The sequence below is a fragment of the Halolamina pelagica genome (assembly GCF_900115675.1).
Lineage (GTDB): Archaea > Halobacteriota > Halobacteria > Halobacteriales > Haloferacaceae > Halolamina > Halolamina pelagica.
This window is the reverse complement of sequence record NZ_FOXI01000004.1, coordinates 105,940-124,911: the sequence shown is the minus strand read 5'-3', so window position 1 is coordinate 124,911 and position 18,972 is coordinate 105,940. Positions and strand designations below refer to the sequence as shown.

22 protein-coding genes and 1 pseudogene are annotated in these 18,972 nt (G+C 68.5%); 10 read left to right on the top strand and 13 right to left on the bottom strand.

Going from position 1 to position 18,972, the window contains the following annotated elements:
- Positions 1-41: 41 nt before the first annotated feature.
- Both BMZ83_RS07170 and BMZ83_RS07165 read left to right on the top strand, forming a co-directional pair.
- The gene (locus tag BMZ83_RS07170; protein ID WP_074877122.1) at positions 42-1,835 is read left to right on the top strand and encodes an acyl-CoA carboxylase subunit beta; all 1,794 of its coding nucleotides are present in this window, start codon (positions 42-44) and stop codon (positions 1,833-1,835) included.
- Positions 1,836-1,896: 61 nt separating this feature from the next.
- Positions 1,897-2,097, top strand: coding sequence for a hypothetical protein (locus BMZ83_RS07165; protein WP_074877120.1), 201 nt, complete (start codon positions 1,897-1,899; stop codon positions 2,095-2,097).
- 3 nt (positions 2,098-2,100) lie between these two features.
- Here the strand turns inward: BMZ83_RS07165 and BMZ83_RS07160 are convergent, their stop codons facing one another.
- Entirely contained in the window at positions 2,101-2,580 is a 480-nt protein-coding gene (locus tag BMZ83_RS07160) for a MaoC family dehydratase (RefSeq protein WP_074877118.1), read from the bottom strand.
- Between the two features lie 91 nt (positions 2,581-2,671).
- Here BMZ83_RS07160 and BMZ83_RS07155 point away from each other — a divergent pair, with 91 nt between their 5' ends.
- The 5 genes from BMZ83_RS07155 to BMZ83_RS07135 all read left to right on the top strand — a co-directional run bounded on the left by BMZ83_RS07155 (position 2,672) and on the right by BMZ83_RS07135 (position 7,992).
- Positions 2,672-3,520 (top strand): HpcH/HpaI aldolase/citrate lyase family protein, encoded by an 849-nt coding sequence (locus BMZ83_RS07155; protein WP_074877116.1) that lies wholly within the window; start codon positions 2,672-2,674, stop codon positions 3,518-3,520.
- 68 nt (positions 3,521-3,588) lie between these two features.
- Positions 3,589-4,842 carry a Glu/Leu/Phe/Val family dehydrogenase gene (locus BMZ83_RS07150; RefSeq protein ID WP_074877112.1) on the top strand — a complete coding sequence of 418 codons (1,254 nt, stop codon included), beginning with the start codon at positions 3,589-3,591 and terminating at the stop codon, positions 4,840-4,842.
- 123 nt (positions 4,843-4,965) lie between these two features.
- Entirely contained in the window at positions 4,966-5,370 is a 405-nt protein-coding gene (ribH, locus tag BMZ83_RS07145) for a 6,7-dimethyl-8-ribityllumazine synthase (RefSeq protein ID WP_074877109.1), read from the top strand.
- Positions 5,367-6,524 carry a pyridoxal phosphate-dependent aminotransferase gene (locus BMZ83_RS07140; RefSeq protein ID WP_074877107.1) on the top strand — a complete coding sequence of 386 codons (1,158 nt, stop codon included), beginning with the start codon at positions 5,367-5,369 and terminating at the stop codon, positions 6,522-6,524. Before ribH ends, BMZ83_RS07140 begins: the two co-directional genes overlap by 4 nt.
- 187 nt (positions 6,525-6,711) lie before the next feature.
- Complete coding sequence (locus BMZ83_RS07135) at positions 6,712-7,992, top strand: RNA-guided endonuclease InsQ/TnpB family protein (protein ID WP_074877105.1); 1,281 nt, start codon at positions 6,712-6,714, stop codon at positions 7,990-7,992.
- A 54-nt stretch (positions 7,993-8,046) separates the two neighbouring features.
- Here BMZ83_RS07135 and BMZ83_RS07130 read toward each other — a convergent pair whose 3' ends face one another.
- The 4 genes from BMZ83_RS07130 to BMZ83_RS07115 form a co-directional block, all read right to left on the bottom strand.
- Positions 8,047-9,024 (bottom strand): aldo/keto reductase, encoded by a 978-nt coding sequence (locus tag BMZ83_RS07130; protein ID WP_074877103.1) that lies wholly within the window; start codon positions 9,022-9,024, stop codon positions 8,047-8,049.
- Between the two features lie 62 nt (positions 9,025-9,086).
- Positions 9,087-9,293, bottom strand: a complete 207-nt coding sequence (locus BMZ83_RS07125; protein ID WP_074877101.1) for a hypothetical protein — start codon at positions 9,291-9,293, stop codon at positions 9,087-9,089.
- Positions 9,294-9,542: 249 nt separating this feature from the next.
- Positions 9,543-9,827, bottom strand: coding sequence for a DUF7545 family protein (locus BMZ83_RS07120; RefSeq protein WP_074877099.1), 285 nt, complete (start codon positions 9,825-9,827; stop codon positions 9,543-9,545).
- A gap of 92 nt (positions 9,828-9,919) precedes the next feature.
- Complete coding sequence (locus tag BMZ83_RS07115) at positions 9,920-11,017, bottom strand: NAD(P)/FAD-dependent oxidoreductase (protein WP_074877097.1); 1,098 nt, start codon at positions 11,015-11,017, stop codon at positions 9,920-9,922.
- A 116-nt stretch (positions 11,018-11,133) separates the two neighbouring features.
- On the opposite strand from BMZ83_RS07115, the gene BMZ83_RS07110 reads away from it, so the two are divergent.
- The gene (locus BMZ83_RS07110) at positions 11,134-11,433 is read left to right on the top strand and encodes a DUF357 domain-containing protein (protein WP_074877095.1); all 300 of its coding nucleotides are present in this window, start codon (positions 11,134-11,136) and stop codon (positions 11,431-11,433) included.
- 37 nt (positions 11,434-11,470) lie between these two features.
- On the opposite strand, the gene cysS is transcribed toward BMZ83_RS07110, so the two are convergent.
- From cysS to BMZ83_RS07095, 3 genes are all read right to left on the bottom strand, one after another.
- Positions 11,471-12,949 (bottom strand): cysteine--tRNA ligase, encoded by a 1,479-nt coding sequence (gene cysS / locus BMZ83_RS07105; protein ID WP_074877093.1) that lies wholly within the window; start codon positions 12,947-12,949, stop codon positions 11,471-11,473.
- A 74-nt stretch (positions 12,950-13,023) separates the two neighbouring features.
- Positions 13,024-13,518, bottom strand: a complete 495-nt coding sequence (locus BMZ83_RS07100; RefSeq protein WP_074877091.1) for a DUF7523 family protein — start codon at positions 13,516-13,518, stop codon at positions 13,024-13,026.
- A 76-nt stretch (positions 13,519-13,594) separates the two neighbouring features.
- Positions 13,595-14,134: a DUF7524 family protein gene (locus tag BMZ83_RS07095; protein ID WP_074877089.1), complete on the bottom strand. Its 540-nt coding sequence runs from the start codon at positions 14,132-14,134 to the stop codon at positions 13,595-13,597.
- Between the two features lie 127 nt (positions 14,135-14,261).
- On the opposite strand from BMZ83_RS07095, the gene BMZ83_RS07090 reads away from it, so the two are divergent.
- Positions 14,262-14,447: a hypothetical protein gene (locus BMZ83_RS07090; RefSeq protein ID WP_074877087.1), complete on the top strand. Its 186-nt coding sequence runs from the start codon at positions 14,262-14,264 to the stop codon at positions 14,445-14,447.
- Between the two features lie 21 nt (positions 14,448-14,468).
- Here BMZ83_RS07090 and BMZ83_RS07085 read toward each other — a convergent pair whose 3' ends face one another.
- The 4 genes and pseudogenes from BMZ83_RS07085 to nirK form a co-directional block, all read right to left on the bottom strand.
- On the bottom strand, positions 14,469-14,864 hold the full coding sequence (locus BMZ83_RS07085) for an OsmC family protein (RefSeq protein ID WP_074877085.1): 396 nt from the start codon (positions 14,862-14,864) through the stop codon (positions 14,469-14,471).
- 62 nt (positions 14,865-14,926) lie between these two features.
- Complete coding sequence (locus tag BMZ83_RS07080) at positions 14,927-15,649, bottom strand: metal-dependent hydrolase (protein WP_074877083.1); 723 nt, start codon at positions 15,647-15,649, stop codon at positions 14,927-14,929.
- A gap of 156 nt (positions 15,650-15,805) precedes the next feature.
- Complete coding sequence (locus tag BMZ83_RS17415; protein WP_394327193.1) at positions 15,806-16,195, bottom strand: halocyanin domain-containing protein; 390 nt, start codon at positions 16,193-16,195, stop codon at positions 15,806-15,808.
- Positions 16,184-17,257: pseudogene (nirK, locus tag BMZ83_RS07075) on the bottom strand (copper-containing nitrite reductase); the annotation flags it as partial. The pseudogene nirK and the gene BMZ83_RS17415, both read right to left, overlap by 12 nt.
- A gap of 216 nt (positions 17,258-17,473) precedes the next feature.
- On the opposite strand from nirK, the gene BMZ83_RS07070 reads away from it, so the two are divergent.
- Positions 17,474-18,262, top strand: coding sequence for an XdhC family protein (locus BMZ83_RS07070; RefSeq protein ID WP_074877079.1), 789 nt, complete (start codon positions 17,474-17,476; stop codon positions 18,260-18,262).
- A 7-nt stretch (positions 18,263-18,269) separates the two neighbouring features.
- Here the strand turns inward: BMZ83_RS07070 and BMZ83_RS07065 are convergent, their stop codons facing one another.
- Positions 18,270-18,884 carry a nucleotidyltransferase family protein gene (locus BMZ83_RS07065; RefSeq protein ID WP_074877077.1) on the bottom strand — a complete coding sequence of 205 codons (615 nt, stop codon included), beginning with the start codon at positions 18,882-18,884 and terminating at the stop codon, positions 18,270-18,272.
- Between the last annotated feature and the right edge of the window lie 88 nt (positions 18,885-18,972).

The window sequence follows — 18,972 nt, the reverse complement described above, 5'->3', positions numbered from 1 at the left end:
GCTTCGGACCCTTTTTGCCCCGCTCGGCCGACCACCCCCCTATGCACGTGCGCATCGGCGAGGGTGCGACCGACGAGGAAGCGTCGGCGGTCGCCGCGGCGCTGGCCGAACATCTCGGCGCGGAGATCGAGGTGCTGGTCGGCGACGCCGACGAACCGGCGGCGACGGCCACACCGCCCGAGACGGAGTACCCGCTCGACGACGACCTCGGACCGACCGAGCGCGAGGGGAAACTCCGCGAGGAGATCGAGGAGATCCTCGACGGCGGGCCCGAGAAGTACAAAGAGCGCCTGCCCGACCAGGGCAAACTGTTCGTCCGCGATCGACTGGACCTCTGGTTCGGCGACGACGGCGACGGCGGGCCCGGCGACGCCGACCGCGAGGGCGGCGCCGACGGGATCCAGTTCGAGGACGGGAAGTTCGCCGCCTTCGACGAGTGGCACCCCGACTCCCCCGAGGTCGAGGAGTACGACGAGGGGAACCGGCTGCCCGGCGACGGCCTGCTCACCGGCGCGGCGACGTTCGAGGGCCGTGACGTCCACTGGATGGCCAACGACTTCACCGTCAAGGCGGGGTCGATGGCCGGCCGCGGCGTCGAGAAGTTCCTCCGGATGCAGCAGCGCGCGCTCAAGTCCGGGAACCCCGTGCTCTACCTGATGGACTCCTCGGGCGGCCGGATCGACCAGCAGACCGGCTTCTTCGCCAACCGCGAGGGCATCGGGAAGTACTACTACAACCACTCGATGCTCTCGGGCTACGTCCCGCAGATCTGCGTGCTCTACGGGCCCTGTATCGCCGGCGCGGCCTACACGCCCGTCTTCGCGGACTTCACGATCATGGTCGAGGGGATGAGCGCGATGGCGATCGCCTCCCCGCGGATGGTGAAGATGGTGACCGGCGAGGAGATCGACATGCAGGACCTCGGCGGCCCGGCGGTCCACGCCAAACACTCCGGGAGCGCCGACCTCGTCGCGAAAGACGAGCAGGAAGCCCGCGCGATGGCGGCGAAGCTGATGACGTACCTCCCCGACAAGGCGGGCGAGAAACCGCCGCGCTCGGAGCCCGAGAACCCCAAGTTCTCCCCCGAGGGGATCGACGAGGTGATCCCGAGCGAGCCGAACAAGGCCTACGACGTCCACGATCTGCTCGACCGGATCTGCGACGCCGAGTCCGTCTTCGAGATGCAGCCGGAGTACGGCGAGGAGATCGTCACCGCGTTCGCCCGGATCGACGGCCGGCCGGTCGGCGTCGTCGCCAACCAGCCCAACCACCGCTCGGGCGCGATCTTCCCGGACGCCGCCGAGAAGGCCGCGGAGTTCATCTGGACCTGCGACGCCTACGAGATCCCCCTCCTCTACCTCTGTGACACGCCCGGCTTCATGGCCGGCTCCGACGTGGAGAAGGACGCCATCCTCGAGAAGGGGAAGAAGTTCATCTACGCCACCTCCTCGGCGACGGTGCCGAAACAGACCGTCGTCGTGCGGAAGGCCTACGGCGCCGGGATCTACGCGATGGGCGGCCCCGCCTACGACCCCGAGAGCGTGCTCGGCCTCCCCTCCGGCGAGATCGCGATCATGGGCCCCGAGGCGGCGATCAACGCGGTGTACGCCAACAAGCTCGACGCCATCGACGACCCCGAGGAGCGCAAACAGCGCGAGCAGGAGCTCCGCGAGGAGTACCGCCAGGACATCGACGCCCACCGGATGGCCAGCGAGGTCGTGATCGACGACGTGGTGCCGCCGTCGACGCTGCGGGGGGAGCTGGTCAACCGCTTCGCGTTCTACGAGGATGTCGACAAGGACCTGCCCGACAAGAAACACGGTACGGTGCTGTAGCGCCGGCCGTTCGGCGGGTAATCGCGGGGAGCCCGAGGGGACTCTCGGACCCTTTTCCCGATTGGTCGACCGATGCTGGTCGACGATCCCCGACGCCAGCGCAGCGGTCACGGGTCGCGGCGCGCCCGCACGCGCTGGGCCGACGCTCGCGCGGCCGGGAACGCTCTGGCTGGTCGCCGTGATCGCGATGGTGCTCGACGTGGCGTTACCGTCGTGGGCGGCCGTCGCGGTCAACGCGGCGACGATCCCCGTGGTGATCTAGTCCTCACTCGGCGTGCTCGCGCTTCAGGCTGAGCGCGGTGCGGTCGAACTCGCAGACGAGGGTGTCGCCGTCGGGGCCATTCCCCCCTTCGTCGACCTTGAACGCCTCCACGTGCATCTCCACGATCCCGCGCTCGCCGTCGCTGGTCTCGCGTTTCTCCGTCACCGTCGTCTGCGCGTAGACGGTGTCGCCGTGGAACACGGGGTTGGGGTGCTCGACGCTGTCGTAGGAGAGGTTGGCGACGATGGTGCCGTCGGTGGTGTCGGGGATCGTCAGCCCGACCGCCAGCGACATGGTGTAGAGCCCGTTGACGAGTCGGTCGCCGAACCCCGTGTCCGCGGCGAAGTCGGCGTCCAAGTGGAGGGGCTGCTGGTTCATCGTCATGTCGCAGAACGTCTGGTTGTCCGACTCCGAGACGGTTCGGCGCTTCTCGTGCTCGATGGTCTCGCCGACCTCGAACTCCTCGTAGTAGCGGCCCGTCATACCGTCTCCCTCGGCCGGTCGGCGCAAAACGCTGCCGACTCGGGGCGACACGATCCCGACCAGTTAACTCCGGGCCGTTCGAGGCGGGAGTATGGCACGCAGAAGCCTCCTGTTCTCCCCGGGCGACCGCCCGGAACTGATGCGCAAGGCGCCCGCTGCCGGCGCGGACACCGTCTGTTTCGACCTCGAGGACGCCGTCGCCCCCGCCCGGCGCGACGCGGCCCGGTCGGCGGTCCGCGAGGTGCTCACGGATCCGGGGTTCGATCCGGACTGTGAAGTGACCGTGCGCGTGAGCGTCGACGCCGCGGCCGACGTCGACGCGCTGTTCGACGACGCCGAGTCGGTCCGCCTCGACGGCGTGATGGTGCCCAAAGTCGCCGAGCCCGCCGACGTGCAGTGGATCGCCGACCTGCTTGACGAACACGACGCCGAGCCCGCGCTGCTGGCGCTGGTCGAAACCGCCCGCGGGGTGCTGCGCGCCGAGGCGATCGCCGACGCGCCCGCGACCGACGCGCTGGTGTTCGGCGCCGAGGACCTCGCCGCGGACATCGGCGCGACCCGGACCGACGAGGGGACGGAAGTGCTCCACGCCCGCGAACAGGTGGTGCTGGCCGCGAGCGCGGCGGGCGTCGACGCCATCGACACGGTCCACACCGACTACGAGGACGAGTCCGGACTGCGCGAGGCGACCGAGTTCGCGCTCCAGTTGGGGTACGACGGCAAGCTCGCGATCCACCCCGCGCAGGTGCCGGTCATCAACGACGCGTTCACCCCGTCACCCGAGCAGGTGGAGTGGGCCGAGCGGGTGCTCGACGCGCGCGACGAGGCCGAGGCTGAGGGGCGAGGGGTGTTCAGCGTCGACGGCGAGATGATCGACGCGCCGCTGATCGCGCAGGCCGAGCGGGTGCTCGAACGGACGGCCGCGGGCGACAGTCGATAATCGTTCACGAACGTTTCCATCAGGACTTCGGCAGGCTTATTCGAGCTACGGGCGAATTCCACGTCGAAATGTCTGACGAGGCTAACCCGTTCGAGAGCCTGCAGGAACAAATCGACGACGCGGCCGCGTACCTCGACGTCGACGACGACGTCATTCACCGGCTCAAGTACCCCGAGCGGGTCCTAGAGACGAATCTCTCCGTGGATATGGACGACGGGTCCATCGAGCGGTTCCAGGCGTTCCGGTCGGAGTTCAACGGCGACCGGGGCCCCTACAAGGGCGGGATCCGCTACCACCCGGGCGTCAGCCGCGACGAGGTCAAGGCGCTCTCGGGCTGGATGGTGTACAAGTGCGCCGTCGTCGACATCCCCTACGGCGGCGGGAAGGGCGGGATCGTCGTCGACCCCGCCGACTACTCCGCGGCGGAACTCGAACGGCTCACGCGCTCGTTCGCCGAGGAACTGCGCCCGTTCATCGGCGAGGACACGGACATCCCCGCCCCCGACGTGAACACGGGCCAGCGGGAGATGAACTGGATCAAGGACACCTACGAGACCCTGGAGAACACGACCGAACCCGGCGTCGTCACCGGCAAGTCCATCGAGGCCGGCGGGAGCGCGGGCCGGGTCGAGGCGACCGGTCGCTCCACGATGCTCACCGCCCGCGAGGCGTTCGACTACCTCGGCAAGGAGATCGAGGGCGCCTCCGTCGCCGTCCAGGGCTACGGCAACGCGGGCTGGATCGCCACCAAACTCATCGACGAACTCGGCGCCGACATCGTCGCCGTCTCGGACTCCTCGGGCGCCATCCACGACCCCGACGGGCTCGACCCCGTCGCAGTCAAGGAGTTCAAGCGCGAGACCGGCTCCGTCAGCGGCTACGAGGGCGTCGAGGAACGCAGCAACGAGGACCTGCTCACGATGGACGTGGACCTGCTGGTCCCCGCGGCGCTCGAGAACGCCATCGACGGCGACCTCGCCGCCGACGTGCAGGCCGACGTGATCGTCGAGGCCGCAAACGGGCCGCTGACCCCCGACGCCGACGACGTGCTGACCGAGAAGGACGTCCACGTGTTCCCGGACATCCTCGCCAACGCCGGCGGCGTGACCGTCTCCTACTTCGAGTGGGTCCAGAACCGCCAGCGCTTCTACTGGAGCGAGGAGCGGGTCAACGAGGAGCTCGAGGTCATCATCACCGACGCCTTCGACAACCTCACCGACGCCTACGAGGCGTTCGACGTGCCCAACTTCCGCACCGCCGCCTACGTCGTCGCGATCCAGCGCGTCGTCGACGCGTTCATGGACAACGGCAACTGGCCCTGATCCCGGGTCCCGAACTCCTCGCCGTCCGCTGCCGTCTCACCGCCCCGGCGTCTCACCACCCGGAAGCGTCGCACGCGTCGCCCGCTTCGGTAGTTCTTTCTTCGCCCACGGCAAGGTGAGGGTATGGTGAATCTCGGACTCGTGGTGGCGGAGTTCAACGCTTCCGTCACCGAGGAGATGGCGGCGGCCGCCGAAGACGCCGCCGCGGATCGGGGCGTCGGCATCGAAGCGACCGTCCGCGTGCCGGGCGTGTACGATAGCCCGCTCGCGGCGGACCGGCTCGCACGCCAGGACGACATCGACGCCGTCGCCGTCGTCGGTGCGGTCGTCACCGGCGACACCGACCACGACCAGGTGATCAGCGACGCGACCGCCTCGTCGCTCCAGTCCGTGGGGCTGGACCGGGACACGCCGGTGACCTTCGGCATCACCGGGCCGGGCCAGAGCGGCGCCGAGGCGCGCGAGCGCGTCGAGAAAGGTGCGGCGGCCGTCGACGCCGCGGTCGACATGGTGGAGGTGCTGGCATGAGCGAGCACCAGTGGGACTTCGCCGAGCGCGTCGGCCGCGTCGAACCGTCGGCGACCGTCGCCGTGGGCAACAAAGCCAGCGCGCTCGAGGAGGAGGGCGTCGACGTCGTCGACCTCTCCGTCGGCGAGCCCGACTTCCCGACGCCCGAACGCATCCGGGAGGCCGGCCGGCAGGCCATCGCCGACGGCCACACGGGCTACACGTCCTCAAACGGGATCACCGAACTGCGGGAGGCGATCTCGACGGATCTGAAGGCGAAGAACGTCCCCGCCGAACCCGACAACGTCGTCGTCACCCCCGGCGCGAAGCAGGCGCTGTTCGAGACGGTCCACGCGCTGGTCGACGAGGGCGACGAGGTGATCCTGCTCGACCCGGCCTGGGTCTCCTACGAGGCGATGGTGAAACTCGCCGGCGGCGACCTCACGCGGGTCGACCTGGGCGAGCACGAGTTCGAACTCGAACCCGCGCTCGACGATCTGGCCGCCGCGATGTCGGACGAGACGGCGCTGCTGCTGGTCAACTCCCCCTCGAACCCGACGGGCGCGGTGTTCTCCGACGAGGCGCTCGCGGGCGTCCGGGATCTCGCGGTCGACCACGACGTGACGGTCGTCGCCGACGAGATCTACGACCGGATCACCTACGACGCCGACCCGACCTCGCTGGCCTCCTTCGACGGGATGGCCGACCGGACGGTGACGGTCAACGGGTTCTCGAAGTCCTACGCGATGACGGGCTGGCGGCTGGGCTACCTCGCCGCGCCCGAACCGCTCGTGGACCAGGTGTCGAAGATCCACAGCCACTCGGTCACCTGCGCGCCCAACTTCGTCCAGCGCGCCGGCGTCGAGGCGATCCGTAGCGTCGAATCCGACGTCGCGACGATGGTGAAGGCGTTCGAGCAGCGGCGGAACCTGGTCGTCGATCTGCTGGAGGAGCACGGCAAGTCGATCCCGCGGCCGGAGGGCGCGTTCTACGCGATGATCCCGACCGCGGGCGACGATATGGCGTGGACCGACGCCGCCATCGAGGACGCCCACGTCGCCACCGTTCCCGGCAGCGCGTTCAACGCCCCTGGCTACGCCCGCATCTCCTACGCCGCCGGCGAGGAACGGCTGAAGGAGGGGTTCGAGCGGCTGGCCGCGGAAGGGCTGCTCTAGTCGGTCGTCCCGTCCCAGCCAGTCGAAACGCGTTTCTACAGCTTACGGAAGTACGAGGAGAAAGCCCCGCCCTGAAGGGCGGGGATGAATCCGACAACCGACTACGCAATCCACCGTTCGATTGCACGGCAGGATATTCCACTCTCGAATCCATACCTTCAAGTAAATTTGACTACATAGGTTACGTATGGCGAAACAGGTCGTCACCCGCACCTATACTGCTTCCATACGGAACCAGACACAGGTGTCTGACGACCTCGATTCGCTCGGGTTCGCCGCATCGAAACTCTGGAACGTCGGACGGTGGGTCTGCGACCGCGTGTGGAGCGAAATCGGCCATGTCCCCGGTCGCAACGAACTCACCTCGTACCTCAAGTCGCACGAACGCTACGATGACCTACATTCTCAGTCAAGTCAGCGAGTTTTGCAAGAACTCGCTGAGGCGTTCAACGGCTGGTACGCCAAACGACGCCACGGAGACACACGAGCGAACCCGCCGAAGTACCGCAAACACGGCGACGACCACCCGCGAAGTACGGTCACGTTCAAAGCCGCTGGCTTCAAACTCGACACCGAGTACGAGAGAGTCCGACTTTCAAAAGGCTCGAACCTCAAGGAGTATTGGTCGGACTTCATCCTCTGCGAGTATCACACCCGGCCTGACGTTGACCTCTCCACCGTGGAGAGTGCCCAACAAGTCAGAGCCGTTTGGACTGGTGACGAGTGGGAATTGCACTTCGTGTGCAAGGTCGAAATCGAGGTTTCTGACGCACCCGGTGAGAAGACTGTTGGTGTTGACCTCGGTATCAACAACTTCGCCGCACTCGCCTACGAGGACGGTCACAGCGAACTGTACCCGTTGAACTGCTTGAAGCAGGATGACTACTACTTCAGCAAGCAGATTGCCCGCTGTGATGACTCCGATTCTGAGCAGGCCACGCGGTTGAACCAAAAGAAGTCGGCTCGCCGCACCCACTACTTCCACTCCCTCTCCAAGCACATCGTCCAGCGGTGCGTAGACGAAGGTGTTAGAACGATTGTGGTTGGCAACCTCTCCGGCATCCGCGAGGATGAGGAGAACAGCGGGTCGAAAAACTGGGGCAAGCACGGCAACCTTGACCTGCACTCGTGGGCGTTCGACCGCTTCACCTCGATGATTGAGTACAAAGCCGAGATGGAAGGCATCACAGTTGAGCAAGTATCCGAGCGTGATACGTCGAAGTCGTGTTCGTGCTGTGGTCGTAAGCGTGACGCGAACCGCGTTGAGCGCGGTCTGTACGTCTGTGATGATTGTGGTACGGTGGCGAACGCTGACGTGAACGGTGCTGAGAACATTCGGCAGAAAGTATCTCCGAGTTCACCGAGTCTTTCGGTGAATAGGAGTAACGGCTGGTTGGCACAGCCTTCGACGTACCTGTTCGATTCAGAGAGCGGATGCTTCGCACCGCGAGAACAGACCACGCCGTAAACCACAATATCCCAACGCGGTCGGGAATCCTCGCCCTTCAGGGCGGGGAGGATGTCAATCGTGCCCGGAGACCTCGACCGGCCGGTAAGGCTCCTCCAGGTACTCGATCTCCGAGGAACTGAGCGACACCGAGAGCGCCTCGACGGCGTCCTCGAGGTGCTCGACGCTGGTCGTGCCGACGATGGGGGCGTCGACGGCGTCCTTGTGCAGCAGCCACGCCAGCGCGATCTGGGCCATCTGCAGGTCCTTCTCGGCGGCGAGTTCCTCGACGCGCTCGTTCACCTCGCGGCCGCCGTTCTCGAGGTACGGGTGCCGGGCCGCGTCGGACTCGCTCCGGCCGCGGGTCGTCGCTTCGAGCTCCTCGTGGGGGCGTGCGAGGAACCCGCGGGCCAGCGGCGACCACGGGATCACGCCGACGTTCTCCCGCTCACAGAGCGGCAGCATCTCGCGTTCCTCCTCCCGGTAGAGGAGGTTGTAGTGGTTCTGCATCGTCGCGTAGCGTTCGAGTCCCTCGCGGTCGCTGGTGTGGAGCGCGTCGGCGAACTGGTGAGCCCACATCGACGACGCCCCGACGTGGCGCGTCTTCCCGCGGCGGACGGCGTCGTCGAGCGCGCGCATCGTCGTCTCGATCGGGGTGTCGTCGTCCCAGCGGTGGGTCTGGTACAGGTCGACGGTGTCCATGCCGAGGCGGTCGAGCGAGGCGTCGAGTTCCTGCTCGATCGCCTTCCGGGAGAGGCCGCCCGAGTTGGGGTCACCCTCGCGCATCTGGAAGTACCCCTTGGTCGCGACCACCATCTCGTCGCGGTCGTACTCCGCGAGCGCATCGCCGAGGATGCGCTCGGACTCGCCCTCGGAGTACATGTTCGCGGTGTCGAAGAAGTTGATCCCCAGCTCCACCGCGCGGTCGATCAGTTCTCTCCCCGCCTCCTCGCCGAGGACCCAGTCGCGCCAGTCGGGGTCGCCGAAGCTCATACAGCCGAGCGCGATGCGCGAGACCTCGATCCCGGTGTCACCGAGCGTGGTGTACTCCATGGGGGCCGGTCGCACTGTGGCGGCAAAAAGCCACGCACGCCGGCGGACCTGCGACGACCGGGTTAGTCCCGGAAACTCGCGGTGTAGACGAGGAACGCGCCGGTGATCAGCACGAACGCGAGGAACGTGACGAGGGCGAGCACGACCACTAGCGGTTCCAGTACGCCGAGGTACGACTCGCCCGCGGGCGTCGTCGACAGCGCGATCGCCGCCAGCAGTGCGGCGATCAGTCCGAGCAACCAGTCGCGGAGGAAGTTCTCGTACTCCATACCGGGAGTCGCCCGCCCAGCAGGGAAACTCCTCCGGCCGATCGGTGAGCCCGGGGCTGTCGACCCGGCGTTGACGGACAGGCGACCCGGAAGTACCGCGGGTCGGTGGATCGCGCTCCCGCCTCGGTCGACCCGCGGCCGTGTTCACCGCACGGGGAGGCTGGTCCCGTCATCGCTCATAAGCGCTCGGCAGCAGCGGCGCTAGCGCGACCACGGTCGAACGGCGAAGAAGTGGTGCGAACCGCCGCCTCAGTGCTGGTGGCCCATCGCTTCGGACAGCGAGATGCCGAAGCGGTCCTCGAACAGCTCCTCGAGCGTGTCGTTTGCCGACTCGACCTCGTTGCTCACGCCGCCCTCGGCGTGGTGGACGCGGGCGTGGGCCTGCTGGGCGAACGCCTGCAGCACGATGTCGGCGATGATCTGGGCGTCCGGCTCGTCGCCGTCACGCATCAGTTCCAGCATGACGGGCGGCAGCTCGACGGTGTCAGTTTCGCCCTCGGGGCCTTCGATGGTGAACGTCTCCGTATCAGCCATACGCGAGGATCGTGGGTCGGACGTAAGGTTCTGTGGGTCTCGGACGGCGGGAGGGGGTCAGCCCTCGCCGACCGTCCGTGGCGGCAACGCCCTCAGTCGTCGCCGGCCGCGGCTTCGGCCACGGCGTCGACGCCGAGCTCGCCCGCACGCTCGCGCTCCTCGAGCCAGTCGTCGGCGTCGAGTGCGGCCTCGCTCCCCATCCCGGCGGCGGTGACCGCCTGCTGGTAGTGGTGGTCGACCACGTCGCCGGCGCCGAAGATACCCGGCACGTCGGTCGCGGTCTGCCCGCCGTCGCGGCCGCCCTGCGTGACGACGTAGCCCTCCTCGTCGAGTTCGACGCCGGTCCCTTCGAGGTAGCCCGCGTTCGGCGTGTGGCCGATGGCATAGAACACCGCGCCCACGTCCATCTCGAACGCCTCGACGTCGTCGTTCCCGGCCTCGAACTTCTCCTTGGGGTGGCCCTCGGGGTGGCGGACGAGCGAGGCGTGGTCGATGCCGTCGTCGGGGGTGCCGTGGATCTCCGTGAGTTCGGTGTTCCAGAGGATCTCCACGTCGCCCTCGTCGACCTTCTCCATGATGCGGTCGACCCAGTAGTCCTCGGCGCGGAACTCGTCGCGGCGGTGGGCGATGTAGACCGTGTCGGCGAACTTGGTGAGGAAGTTCGCCTCCTCCATCGCGGCATCGCCGCCGCCGATCACGAGCATGTCCTCGTCGCGGAAGAACGCGCCGTCGCACGTGGCACACGTCGAGAGCCCGTAGCCCATGAGTTCCTCCTCGCCGGGGACGCCCAGCGTGCGCGCGGAGGCGCCGGAGGCGGCGATGAACGCGTCGCAGGTGTACACGTCGCCGTCGCGCATCTCCACGCGGAACGGCGGCGCGTCGGTGCCGTCGTCGCTCTCGCCGAGGCCCGTCACGTCGACGACGATCCCGTGGTCGAGTTCGGCGCCGAAGCGCTCGGCCTGCTCCTTCATGTTGTTCACGAGGTCCGGCCCGGAGATGCCCTCGGGGAAGCCGGGGTAGTTGTCGACCTCGGTCGTGAGGGTGAGCTGGCCGCCCGGTTCGTCGCCCTCGAACACGAGGGGTTCGTTGTTCGACCGGCCGGCGTAGATGGCCGCGGTCAGCCCGGCGATCCCCGTTCCGGCGATGATCAGGCGACGGTGCTCGACCGCCTCCTCGACGTGCTCGCTCATGGCCGCCGCTACGGCGGTGTCGGGTATGTAGGTTATGCTGTCGGTTGCTGTCCGTGCAAGACCGCCCCCGGCGACGCCTCCGACAGCCTTACCGCCCGAGCGCCGGACGCTCGACCATGGCCGCCGATCTGGAGGAGAAGACCGACCGGTACGGCCGGATGCTCGCCGACGCGCTCGACGCCGCCGAGCCGGCGGCGCCGCCGGGCACGCCGCTGGGCGAGGCCGCCGCCGAAACGTACGAGATGGCCGAGTCGTACCTCGACGACGGGCGGCACTTCCGCGAGGCCGACGACCCCGTGAACGCGCTGGCGTCGTTCTCCTACGGCTACGGTTGGCTCGACGCCGGCGTGCGGTTCGGGCTGTTCGAGATCCCCGAAGACACGGAACTGTTCACGACCGACGCCGGCGAGGCGTAGTCGCGGCGGCGGCGAGTAGCCGAGCCGTCGACGCCCGTCAGTCGAACCGGTAGGTCGGCCCGTCGTCGCCGTCCTCCACCTCGACGCCGAGTGCCTCCAGTCGGTCACGGAGGTCGTCGGCGCGCTCGTAGTTGCCCGCGTCGCGCTCCGCCTCGCGCACGTCGAGCACCAGTTCCACGAGGCTCTCCGCGATCTCGGCCTCGCCCGCGGTCACGTCGCCGAACTGGAGGCCGAGCACGTCCCCGCCGTACTCCTCGAAGAACTCGATCGACTCCCGAAGTGCTTGGTAGTCGTAGGGCGCGCCGGCCTCGACGTGGCGGTTGACCGCGGTGGCGACCTCGAGCAACTCGGCCATCGCCTCGCGGGCGTTGAGGTCGTCGTTCATCGCCGCCTCGAACCCGGCGCGGGCCGCGGCCAGGCCGTCGCGGAACTCGCCGTCCTCCGTCTTGGTGAGCGCGTCGGCGCCGTCGGCGTGCTCGACGGCGGTCTCGTAGGCGCGTTCGAGTCGCTCCCAGCGGCGGCGCGCCTCCTCGATGGTCTCCTCGGTGTAGGCCTGCTGGGAGCGATACTCCGCGGAGGCGTAGAACGTTCGGAGGACGTTCACGCCGAACTCCCGGACGGCGTCGGCGACGGTGAAGTAGTTGCCCAGCGAGGAGGACATCTTCTCGCTGCCGGCCTGCATGAAGCCGACGTGGAGCCAGTGGTTGGCGAAGCGCTGCCCCGTCGCGGCCTCGCTCTGGGCGATCTCGTTCTCGTGGTGGGGGAACACGAGATCCTGGCCGCCCATGTGGATGTCCAGAGTCTCCCCGAGGTGGGTCATCGACATGGCGGAGCACTCGATGTGCCAGCCGGGACGGCCCTCGCCCCACGGCGACTCCCAGGTCTGGCCCTCCGGGAGCGGCCCGTCGTGTTCGTGCTTGCGGTGTTCCTCGACCGCGTCGGCGTCGACGCCGCCGGCCTTCCAGAGCGCGAAGTCGGCGGGGTTGCGCTTCTCGCTGCGCTCGTCGGGGTCGCCCTGCTCCTCGACGGCCTCGATCTCCTGGTTCGAGAGCTTGCCGTACTCCTCGAAGGATGTCACGTCGAAGTAGACCGAGCCGTTGGACTCGTAGGCGTGGCCCTGCTCGATCAGCGTCTCGACGAGGTCGACGATCTCCGGGACGTGCTCGGAGACGCGGGGGTAGACCTCGGCCCGGAGGAGGTTCAGGTTCCGCATCTGATCGAGCACCTCGTTGGTGTAGTGGCGGGCCACGTCGGCCTCGGTCTCCCACTCCTCGCGTTCGCCGACGCGGGCCGTGATCTTCTCGTTCACGTCGGTGACGTTCTCGACGTGGCGCACGTCGTACCCCTCGTGGGCCAGCCAGCGGTGGAGGATGTCCGCCTGCGCCCAGAGGCGGGCGTGGCCGAGGTGCGGGTCGTCGGAGACCGTCAGCCCGCAGACGTAGAGCAGCACCGAATCCCCGCTCGCCTCGAACGGCTCGCGCTCGCCCGACAGGGTGTCGGTCAGCGATAGAGTCATGCGGGAGGCTTCTCCAGCCGGCGGTTTGAAGCCGTCGGAAACGGGGCTCCGGCTGGCGTCAGCCGGCTAGCCGCTCACTGTGGAACGCGCGACAGCGCGTCCTCGACCGCCCGGAGCGCGGTGACGCCCGCCCGGCGACCGACGACGACCAGCAGCGTCCCGTCGGCGACCGCGGCGGCCTCCGCGTCGATGTCCTCGGCGTCGAGGCGGGCACAGACGGCCCCCAGCGCGCTCGGTCCCACGTCGCCCGTCGCGATCACGGCCGTCAGCGAGCCCGCGTCTGGGACGACTTCGACCCCACCGACCGCGAGGAGGGTGCCGGTCGGAGCCCCGTCCGTCGCGTCGACGAGGCCGACGCCGCTCTCCATCCGGACTCGGGCCTCCGCGTCGCGGGGCGCGAGCGTCGGGAGATCGTCGGCGAACCGGCGGAGCGCGGTCGCGACGGGCTCGGTCTCGCCGGCGTCGAGGAACTCGGCCGTCGCGGTGTAGTTGAGGACGCCGGCGCGGAGCGCCAGCAGGAGGAACGGGCGCTCGCGGACGGCCTCGCGGGTCGCTTCTGCGGTGGACATACACGGGCGTGACGCCGGCGGCGGCAAAAGTCCATCCACCCGCGGGCATCGGGGGAGCGCGGTTCCGGTGCGCGGTTCACGTCAACGCGAGGACGACGCCGACGACGGTGACCAGCGCCACGAACGCCGCGGCCGCGACGACCACGGCGCTCTGGACGAGAACGGCGACGGCGACGGCCGCGACCAGCGTCAGCACCGCGAGCACCAGTAGGCCGACCGTCTCCGCGTCGAACGGCTCCCGCGCCTCGGTCTGTGGCTGTGCGAGCTCCTCGTCCACGTCGATCCCGTAGCCGCCGGCGCGGGACGGCTCGATCCGGAGTTCGACCGTCTCCGTCTCCGCACCGTAGCCTGCGGAGACCGTCAGTCGACCGGTGACCGGTTCCGACAGCGGTTGGGTGTCGACGCCGATACGGGCCGTCGTGTCGGCCTCGACGTACCGGCTGTCGTCGCGGAGCCGCGCCGCCCGCGAGAGCGACTCGTCGAGTCGGACGTGGACGTGCGAGCCCTGGCCGTGGTTCTGGAGCGCCACGTCGAAGGGCTCGTCGGCCACGTACGACGCCGGCGCGTCGATGTCGCGAGGGCGGTCCCGGTTGAGGTGGACTGAGAGCGCCGGCACGGGTGGCGGTCGCACCCCCGTGGGCAAAAAGCTTCACCCGAATGGTCGGTCCGGAAAACCGTCGATAAACGTCCGCTCCGGGGGGTTCCGGGCAAAGACTTATGCGATCTCCCTCGTAGTTCGAACTATGGGTACCAGTAGCACACCACCCGTCGTCCGCGACTCGCCGCCGCGCGATCGCGGTCCGGACCTGTCGCCCGTCGGCACCGACCTCGTCATCTGCGACGGCGAGGTGATGACCTACGGGGAGTACCGGCGCGAACGGGACGCGTCCACGGGGGAGCGCGAACGGGTCGCAAAAATCGAACGCTGAGTCGCTCGGCGGGTCGCCGGCTCAGAAGGCGTCGCCCTCGAACGTCGTCTCCGCGTGGAGTTCGCTCTTGAGCGCGTCGTGGACCTTACAGAGGTCGAACGCGCGGTCGATCGCTTCCGCCCCGTCGGCCTCGCTCACGTCGTTCTCGACGGCGACGTCGAAGTGGACGCTCTCGAGCTTGTCGTCGTCGTTGAGTTCGCCGGTGATGGAGAGTTCGATCTTCCCGAGTTCGCCCACGTCGCGCTGTTTCGCGCCGACGCGGAGCGCCGGCACGTAGCAGGCGCCGTAGGAAGCGAGTAGCGACTCCAGCGTGTCGGGTGCCGACTCGCCGCCCGGGTCGATGTCGACGGAGAAATCGCGGACCTCGGTCGTCGACGCGTAGCCGTCCTCGGAGACTGTGGTGACTTGTTTGCTCATCGCGACCCGAAGTTGGGGTGGTCGCGGCCTAAATCTTGCTGCCCCGGCCGAGGGCGGACGGGCTACTCGGCCAGCGTGTAGGACTCGTCGCCGTCGAGGACGACGACCTCGGTGTCGCTGCCCGTCGCTTTGACCTCGCGGACGAACTCGTCGGTGTCGATCTCGATCGGCGGGAACGTGTCGTAGTGCATCGGGAACGCCACCTCCACGTCGAGCCAGTCGACCGCGACGGCGGCCTGTGCCGGCCCCATCGTGAAGTGGTCGCCGGCCGGGACCGCGGCGGCGTCGGGTTCGAGGAAGGGCGCGATCACGTCCTTCATCTCGGAGTGCAGCGAGGTGTCGCCGGCGTGGTAGAACGCGGTCGAGTCGGCGTCCGACTCCTGCGTGGGCTTCGTGTCGCTGATCACGTAGCCCGCGGGCATGCCGCCGGAGGCGGCGTAGTCGGTGTCGGGGCCGTTGGAGTGGTCGGCCCGCACCATCGTGACGAACGCGTCGCCGAGTTCGACGGTGCCGCCGAGGTTCATCCCCGTCGAGTGCTCGACACCGTAGTTGTCGGCGAGGTAGCTCGTGATCTCCGGGGTTGAGACGAAGTGGGCTCCCCCGAACCGGTCGGCGTCGCCGATGTGGTCGGCGTGGCCGTGGGTAATCAGGACGTGGTCCGGGTCCAGCTCCGCCGGATCGGTGTCGGTGAACGGTGTGTCGAAGAACGGGTCGATCAGGAACTCGGTGTCGTCGACGGTGACGCCCCAGGTCGAGTGGCCGTACCAGGTGAGGTCGAAGGTCATTACGTCCGCCCGTACGGTTTCGCGCATCCTGAATGTTACTGCTGCCGCGGTAATTCTCTCGCGGTGATAGCTATCGCCGGGGGGCAGTGAGCCCCGAAGGGTCGATCCCGGAGAACGCGACGACGCGAAAAACGTGTTCGGCGGGGCAGGGTTCGGTTACTCGACCACGATGGCGCCCTTCATGCCCATCGTCTTGTGGGGCATGCAGTAGTACTTCGTCGTTCCCGTGTCGTCGAAGGTCTGGCTGAACGTGTGGCCGGCCTCGCCCGACAGCTCGCTCGCGAACGAGCCGTCGTCGGCCTGCACGTCGTGGCTACCACCCTTCCCGGTCCACTCCCAGGTGACGGTCGTCCCGGGCGAGACCGCGACGGCCGCGGGCGCGAACCCGAAGCCGCCGCCGTTGGCCTGCGAGCCCACCTGGACGGTGATCTCGTCCTCGCCGGTCCGGTCGACGACGCCGTCGTAGTTGTCGACGTTGTCGAACCAGCCGTCGAACTCGGCGGGGCCCCCGCCCCCGCTGCTCGACTCCTGGCCGGGGTCGAACACGTCCGGGTTCGGGTCGCCCTGCACGTCGACGACGGCAAGCGCCCCCTTCCGGCCGACCCGGGTGAGCGCGTGGTCGACGATCTTGATCGGGCCCGGAACGGGCGAGTGCAGCTCCGCGATGACCGCCGATCCCGGGGGCACCGGCGTCGTCTGGATGTTGCGGTGGACGTCGCTCCCGATGCCGCCCTGCGGGTGCACCTCGTCCCAGACCGAGCCGATGGGGTGGAGCGAACTGGAGAGGTTCGGCCCGCCGGAGACGTAGTAGACGCGGGCGCTCTCGCCGGTCTCGATCTGCATCTCGTTGTAGCCGTTGGGGCCGATGGCGTACTTCTCGCCGTTGATGAGGACGTACGTCGGCTCCTCGTCCTTCATCGCCTCGAAGTCGAAGTCGTGGTGGCCCTCCTCGCCGGCGTCGCCGGTCGTGTAGAGCTCGTGCTGGCCGAGGTAGAACTCGTGGTCGACCTCGGGCAGCCCCGCCTCTGGTTCGATCAGGATGGCGCCGAACATCCCGCTGGAGATGTGGTAGTCCAGGTTCGGGACGGCGCAGTGGTAGGTGAACAGGCCGGGGTAGGTCGCCTTGAACGTGAACGTCTTCGTCTCCCCGGGGGCGACCATCGACGCCTCGGCGCCGCCGCCCGGACCCCGCACTGCATGCAGGTCGATGTTGTGCGGCATCGAGTTCGACTCGTCGTTCGTGATCGTCATCTCGACGTGGTCGCCGACGCGGGCCCGGATCATCGGCCCGGGGATCCGGCCGTCGAAGCTCATGTACGTGTAGGTGACGCCGGGTTCGACCTCGGCGACCTGCTCGTGCGTGGTCATCTCCACGCTGACGGTCTTCGGGCTGTCGCGGTCGATCGGCTGCGGCACCGCGGTCGGGTTCCCGGCGATGCGCTGGGTGTCGAGCGAGGGAGATTCGTTCATGCTCGGGGGCTGCGGCGTGGATTCTGCTGCCTCCTCCTCAGCTGGCGGGGCGGAGATGCAGCCCGCGACTGCCGTCGCGCCGGCCGCACCCATGCTCTGCAACACGCGCCGTCGGGTCGTCGTGGGTACTGAGGTCATCACGTCTGGACCATGGCACCGAACGGGTATATGGGGGGATGCCGATTCTCAATTTCTTAGAAATTGCTACACAGAGGCGCTGTACCGCCCATCCGACTGATAAACTCCCCACGCTATACGGGGTCGGTAGTTCGGCGGTCGCGGATAGCCGACAGCCGTTCGACGAGGGTCACCGCGTGCGACATCCCTAAGTCCGGAGAGTGGCGAAGGCGATCGATGGGAGTCCACCGACGCGCGGCCGAACTCACGGACGCGGGCGAGACGGTCGCGATCGCCACGGTGACCGAGGTCGAGGGGAGCGCCCCGCGCGAGCCCGGGGCGACGATGCTCGTCCGGGAGAACGGCGACACCGAGGGCACCATCGGCGGCGGGACCGTCGAGGCGCTCACGCAGGAGGCGGCACTCGAGGCGATCGAGGAGCGCGAGCCCCGGACCGAGCGCTGGGAGCTCACGCGCGACGGGAACACGGGGATGGTCTGTGGCGGCGAGATGGCCGTGTTCATCAACGTGCTCGTCGGCGCGCCCGAACTCGTCGTCGCCGGCGCGGGCCACATCGCCGTCCCGCTCTCCCGGATGGCCGACGAGATGGGCTACGACGTGTTCGTCGTCGACGACCGCGAGGGGTACGCCGACCCCGAGCGCTTCCCCGAGGCCGAGGTGTACACCGGCGACTACGACGAGGGGATCGCCGAGTTCGGCGTCGGCTCGAACACCGCCGTCGCCGTCGCCAGCCGGTCCGGCACGTTCGACCGCATCGCCGCCGCGGCGGCGCTCCGGCGCGGCGCGTACTACGTGGGACTGGTCGCCTCGGAGACGAAGGCCGAACACGTCCGCGAGGGGCTCCGCGAGGAGGGCATCGACGACGAGGCGATGGAACGACTCCACGCGCCGGTGGGGATCGAGGTGGGCGGCGGCGCCCCCGAGGACGTGGCGCTCTCGATCCTCGCACAGCTCAACCGTGTCCGTCACGGGCTCCCCGAAACGGGACAGCACGGCGACGAGTAGCCCGAACTCAGGTGTATTTCTTGACTGCCTCCCAGTACGCCGCGGGCGTATCGACGTCGACGAAGATCCGCGCGTCGTCGACCGGTACCTCGCGGGTGTCAGTCTGGTCGGCGTAGACCACCGCCCGCGCGCCCTCCTCCTCGGTGGCGGGATCGTGCAACAGCGCGTCGAACGTCGACGCGGCGAACAGCGGCGGGTGCCCCCGCTCGCCGTCGGTCGTCGGCTGAATCACGTCGGCGGTCCGGTCGGCCGCGAACGCGCCGACCACCGTGCGGATCACGGCGGCAGGGATGACGGGGTAGTCAACCGGCGAGAGCAGTAGGCCGTCGGCGTCCAGCGCCTGCGCTTCGCGGACGCCCGCGCGCACGGAAGAGAGCATACCCTCCTCGTAGCGCTCGTTCTCGACGACCCTCGCCCCCGAGAGGTCGGCACGCGATCGCACCTCGTCGGCCTCGTAGCCGAGTACGACGACCACGTCGTCGACGCCGGCCTCGCGGTACTGCTCGATCAGTCGCTCAACGAACCGCTGGCGGTCGACGGTCAGCAGCGGCTTGGGGAACCCGCCCATCCGGGTGGACTTCCCCGCCGCAGTGATGAGGCCGAGCAGCGCGGGCTCGCTCATCGTCGCCGGCGGGCCCCATCTCCTTGGTCGCCCACCTGCGCCACTAGCGGTTCCATACTCCGTGGTGGGGAGGTACTGCGGTTAGTCC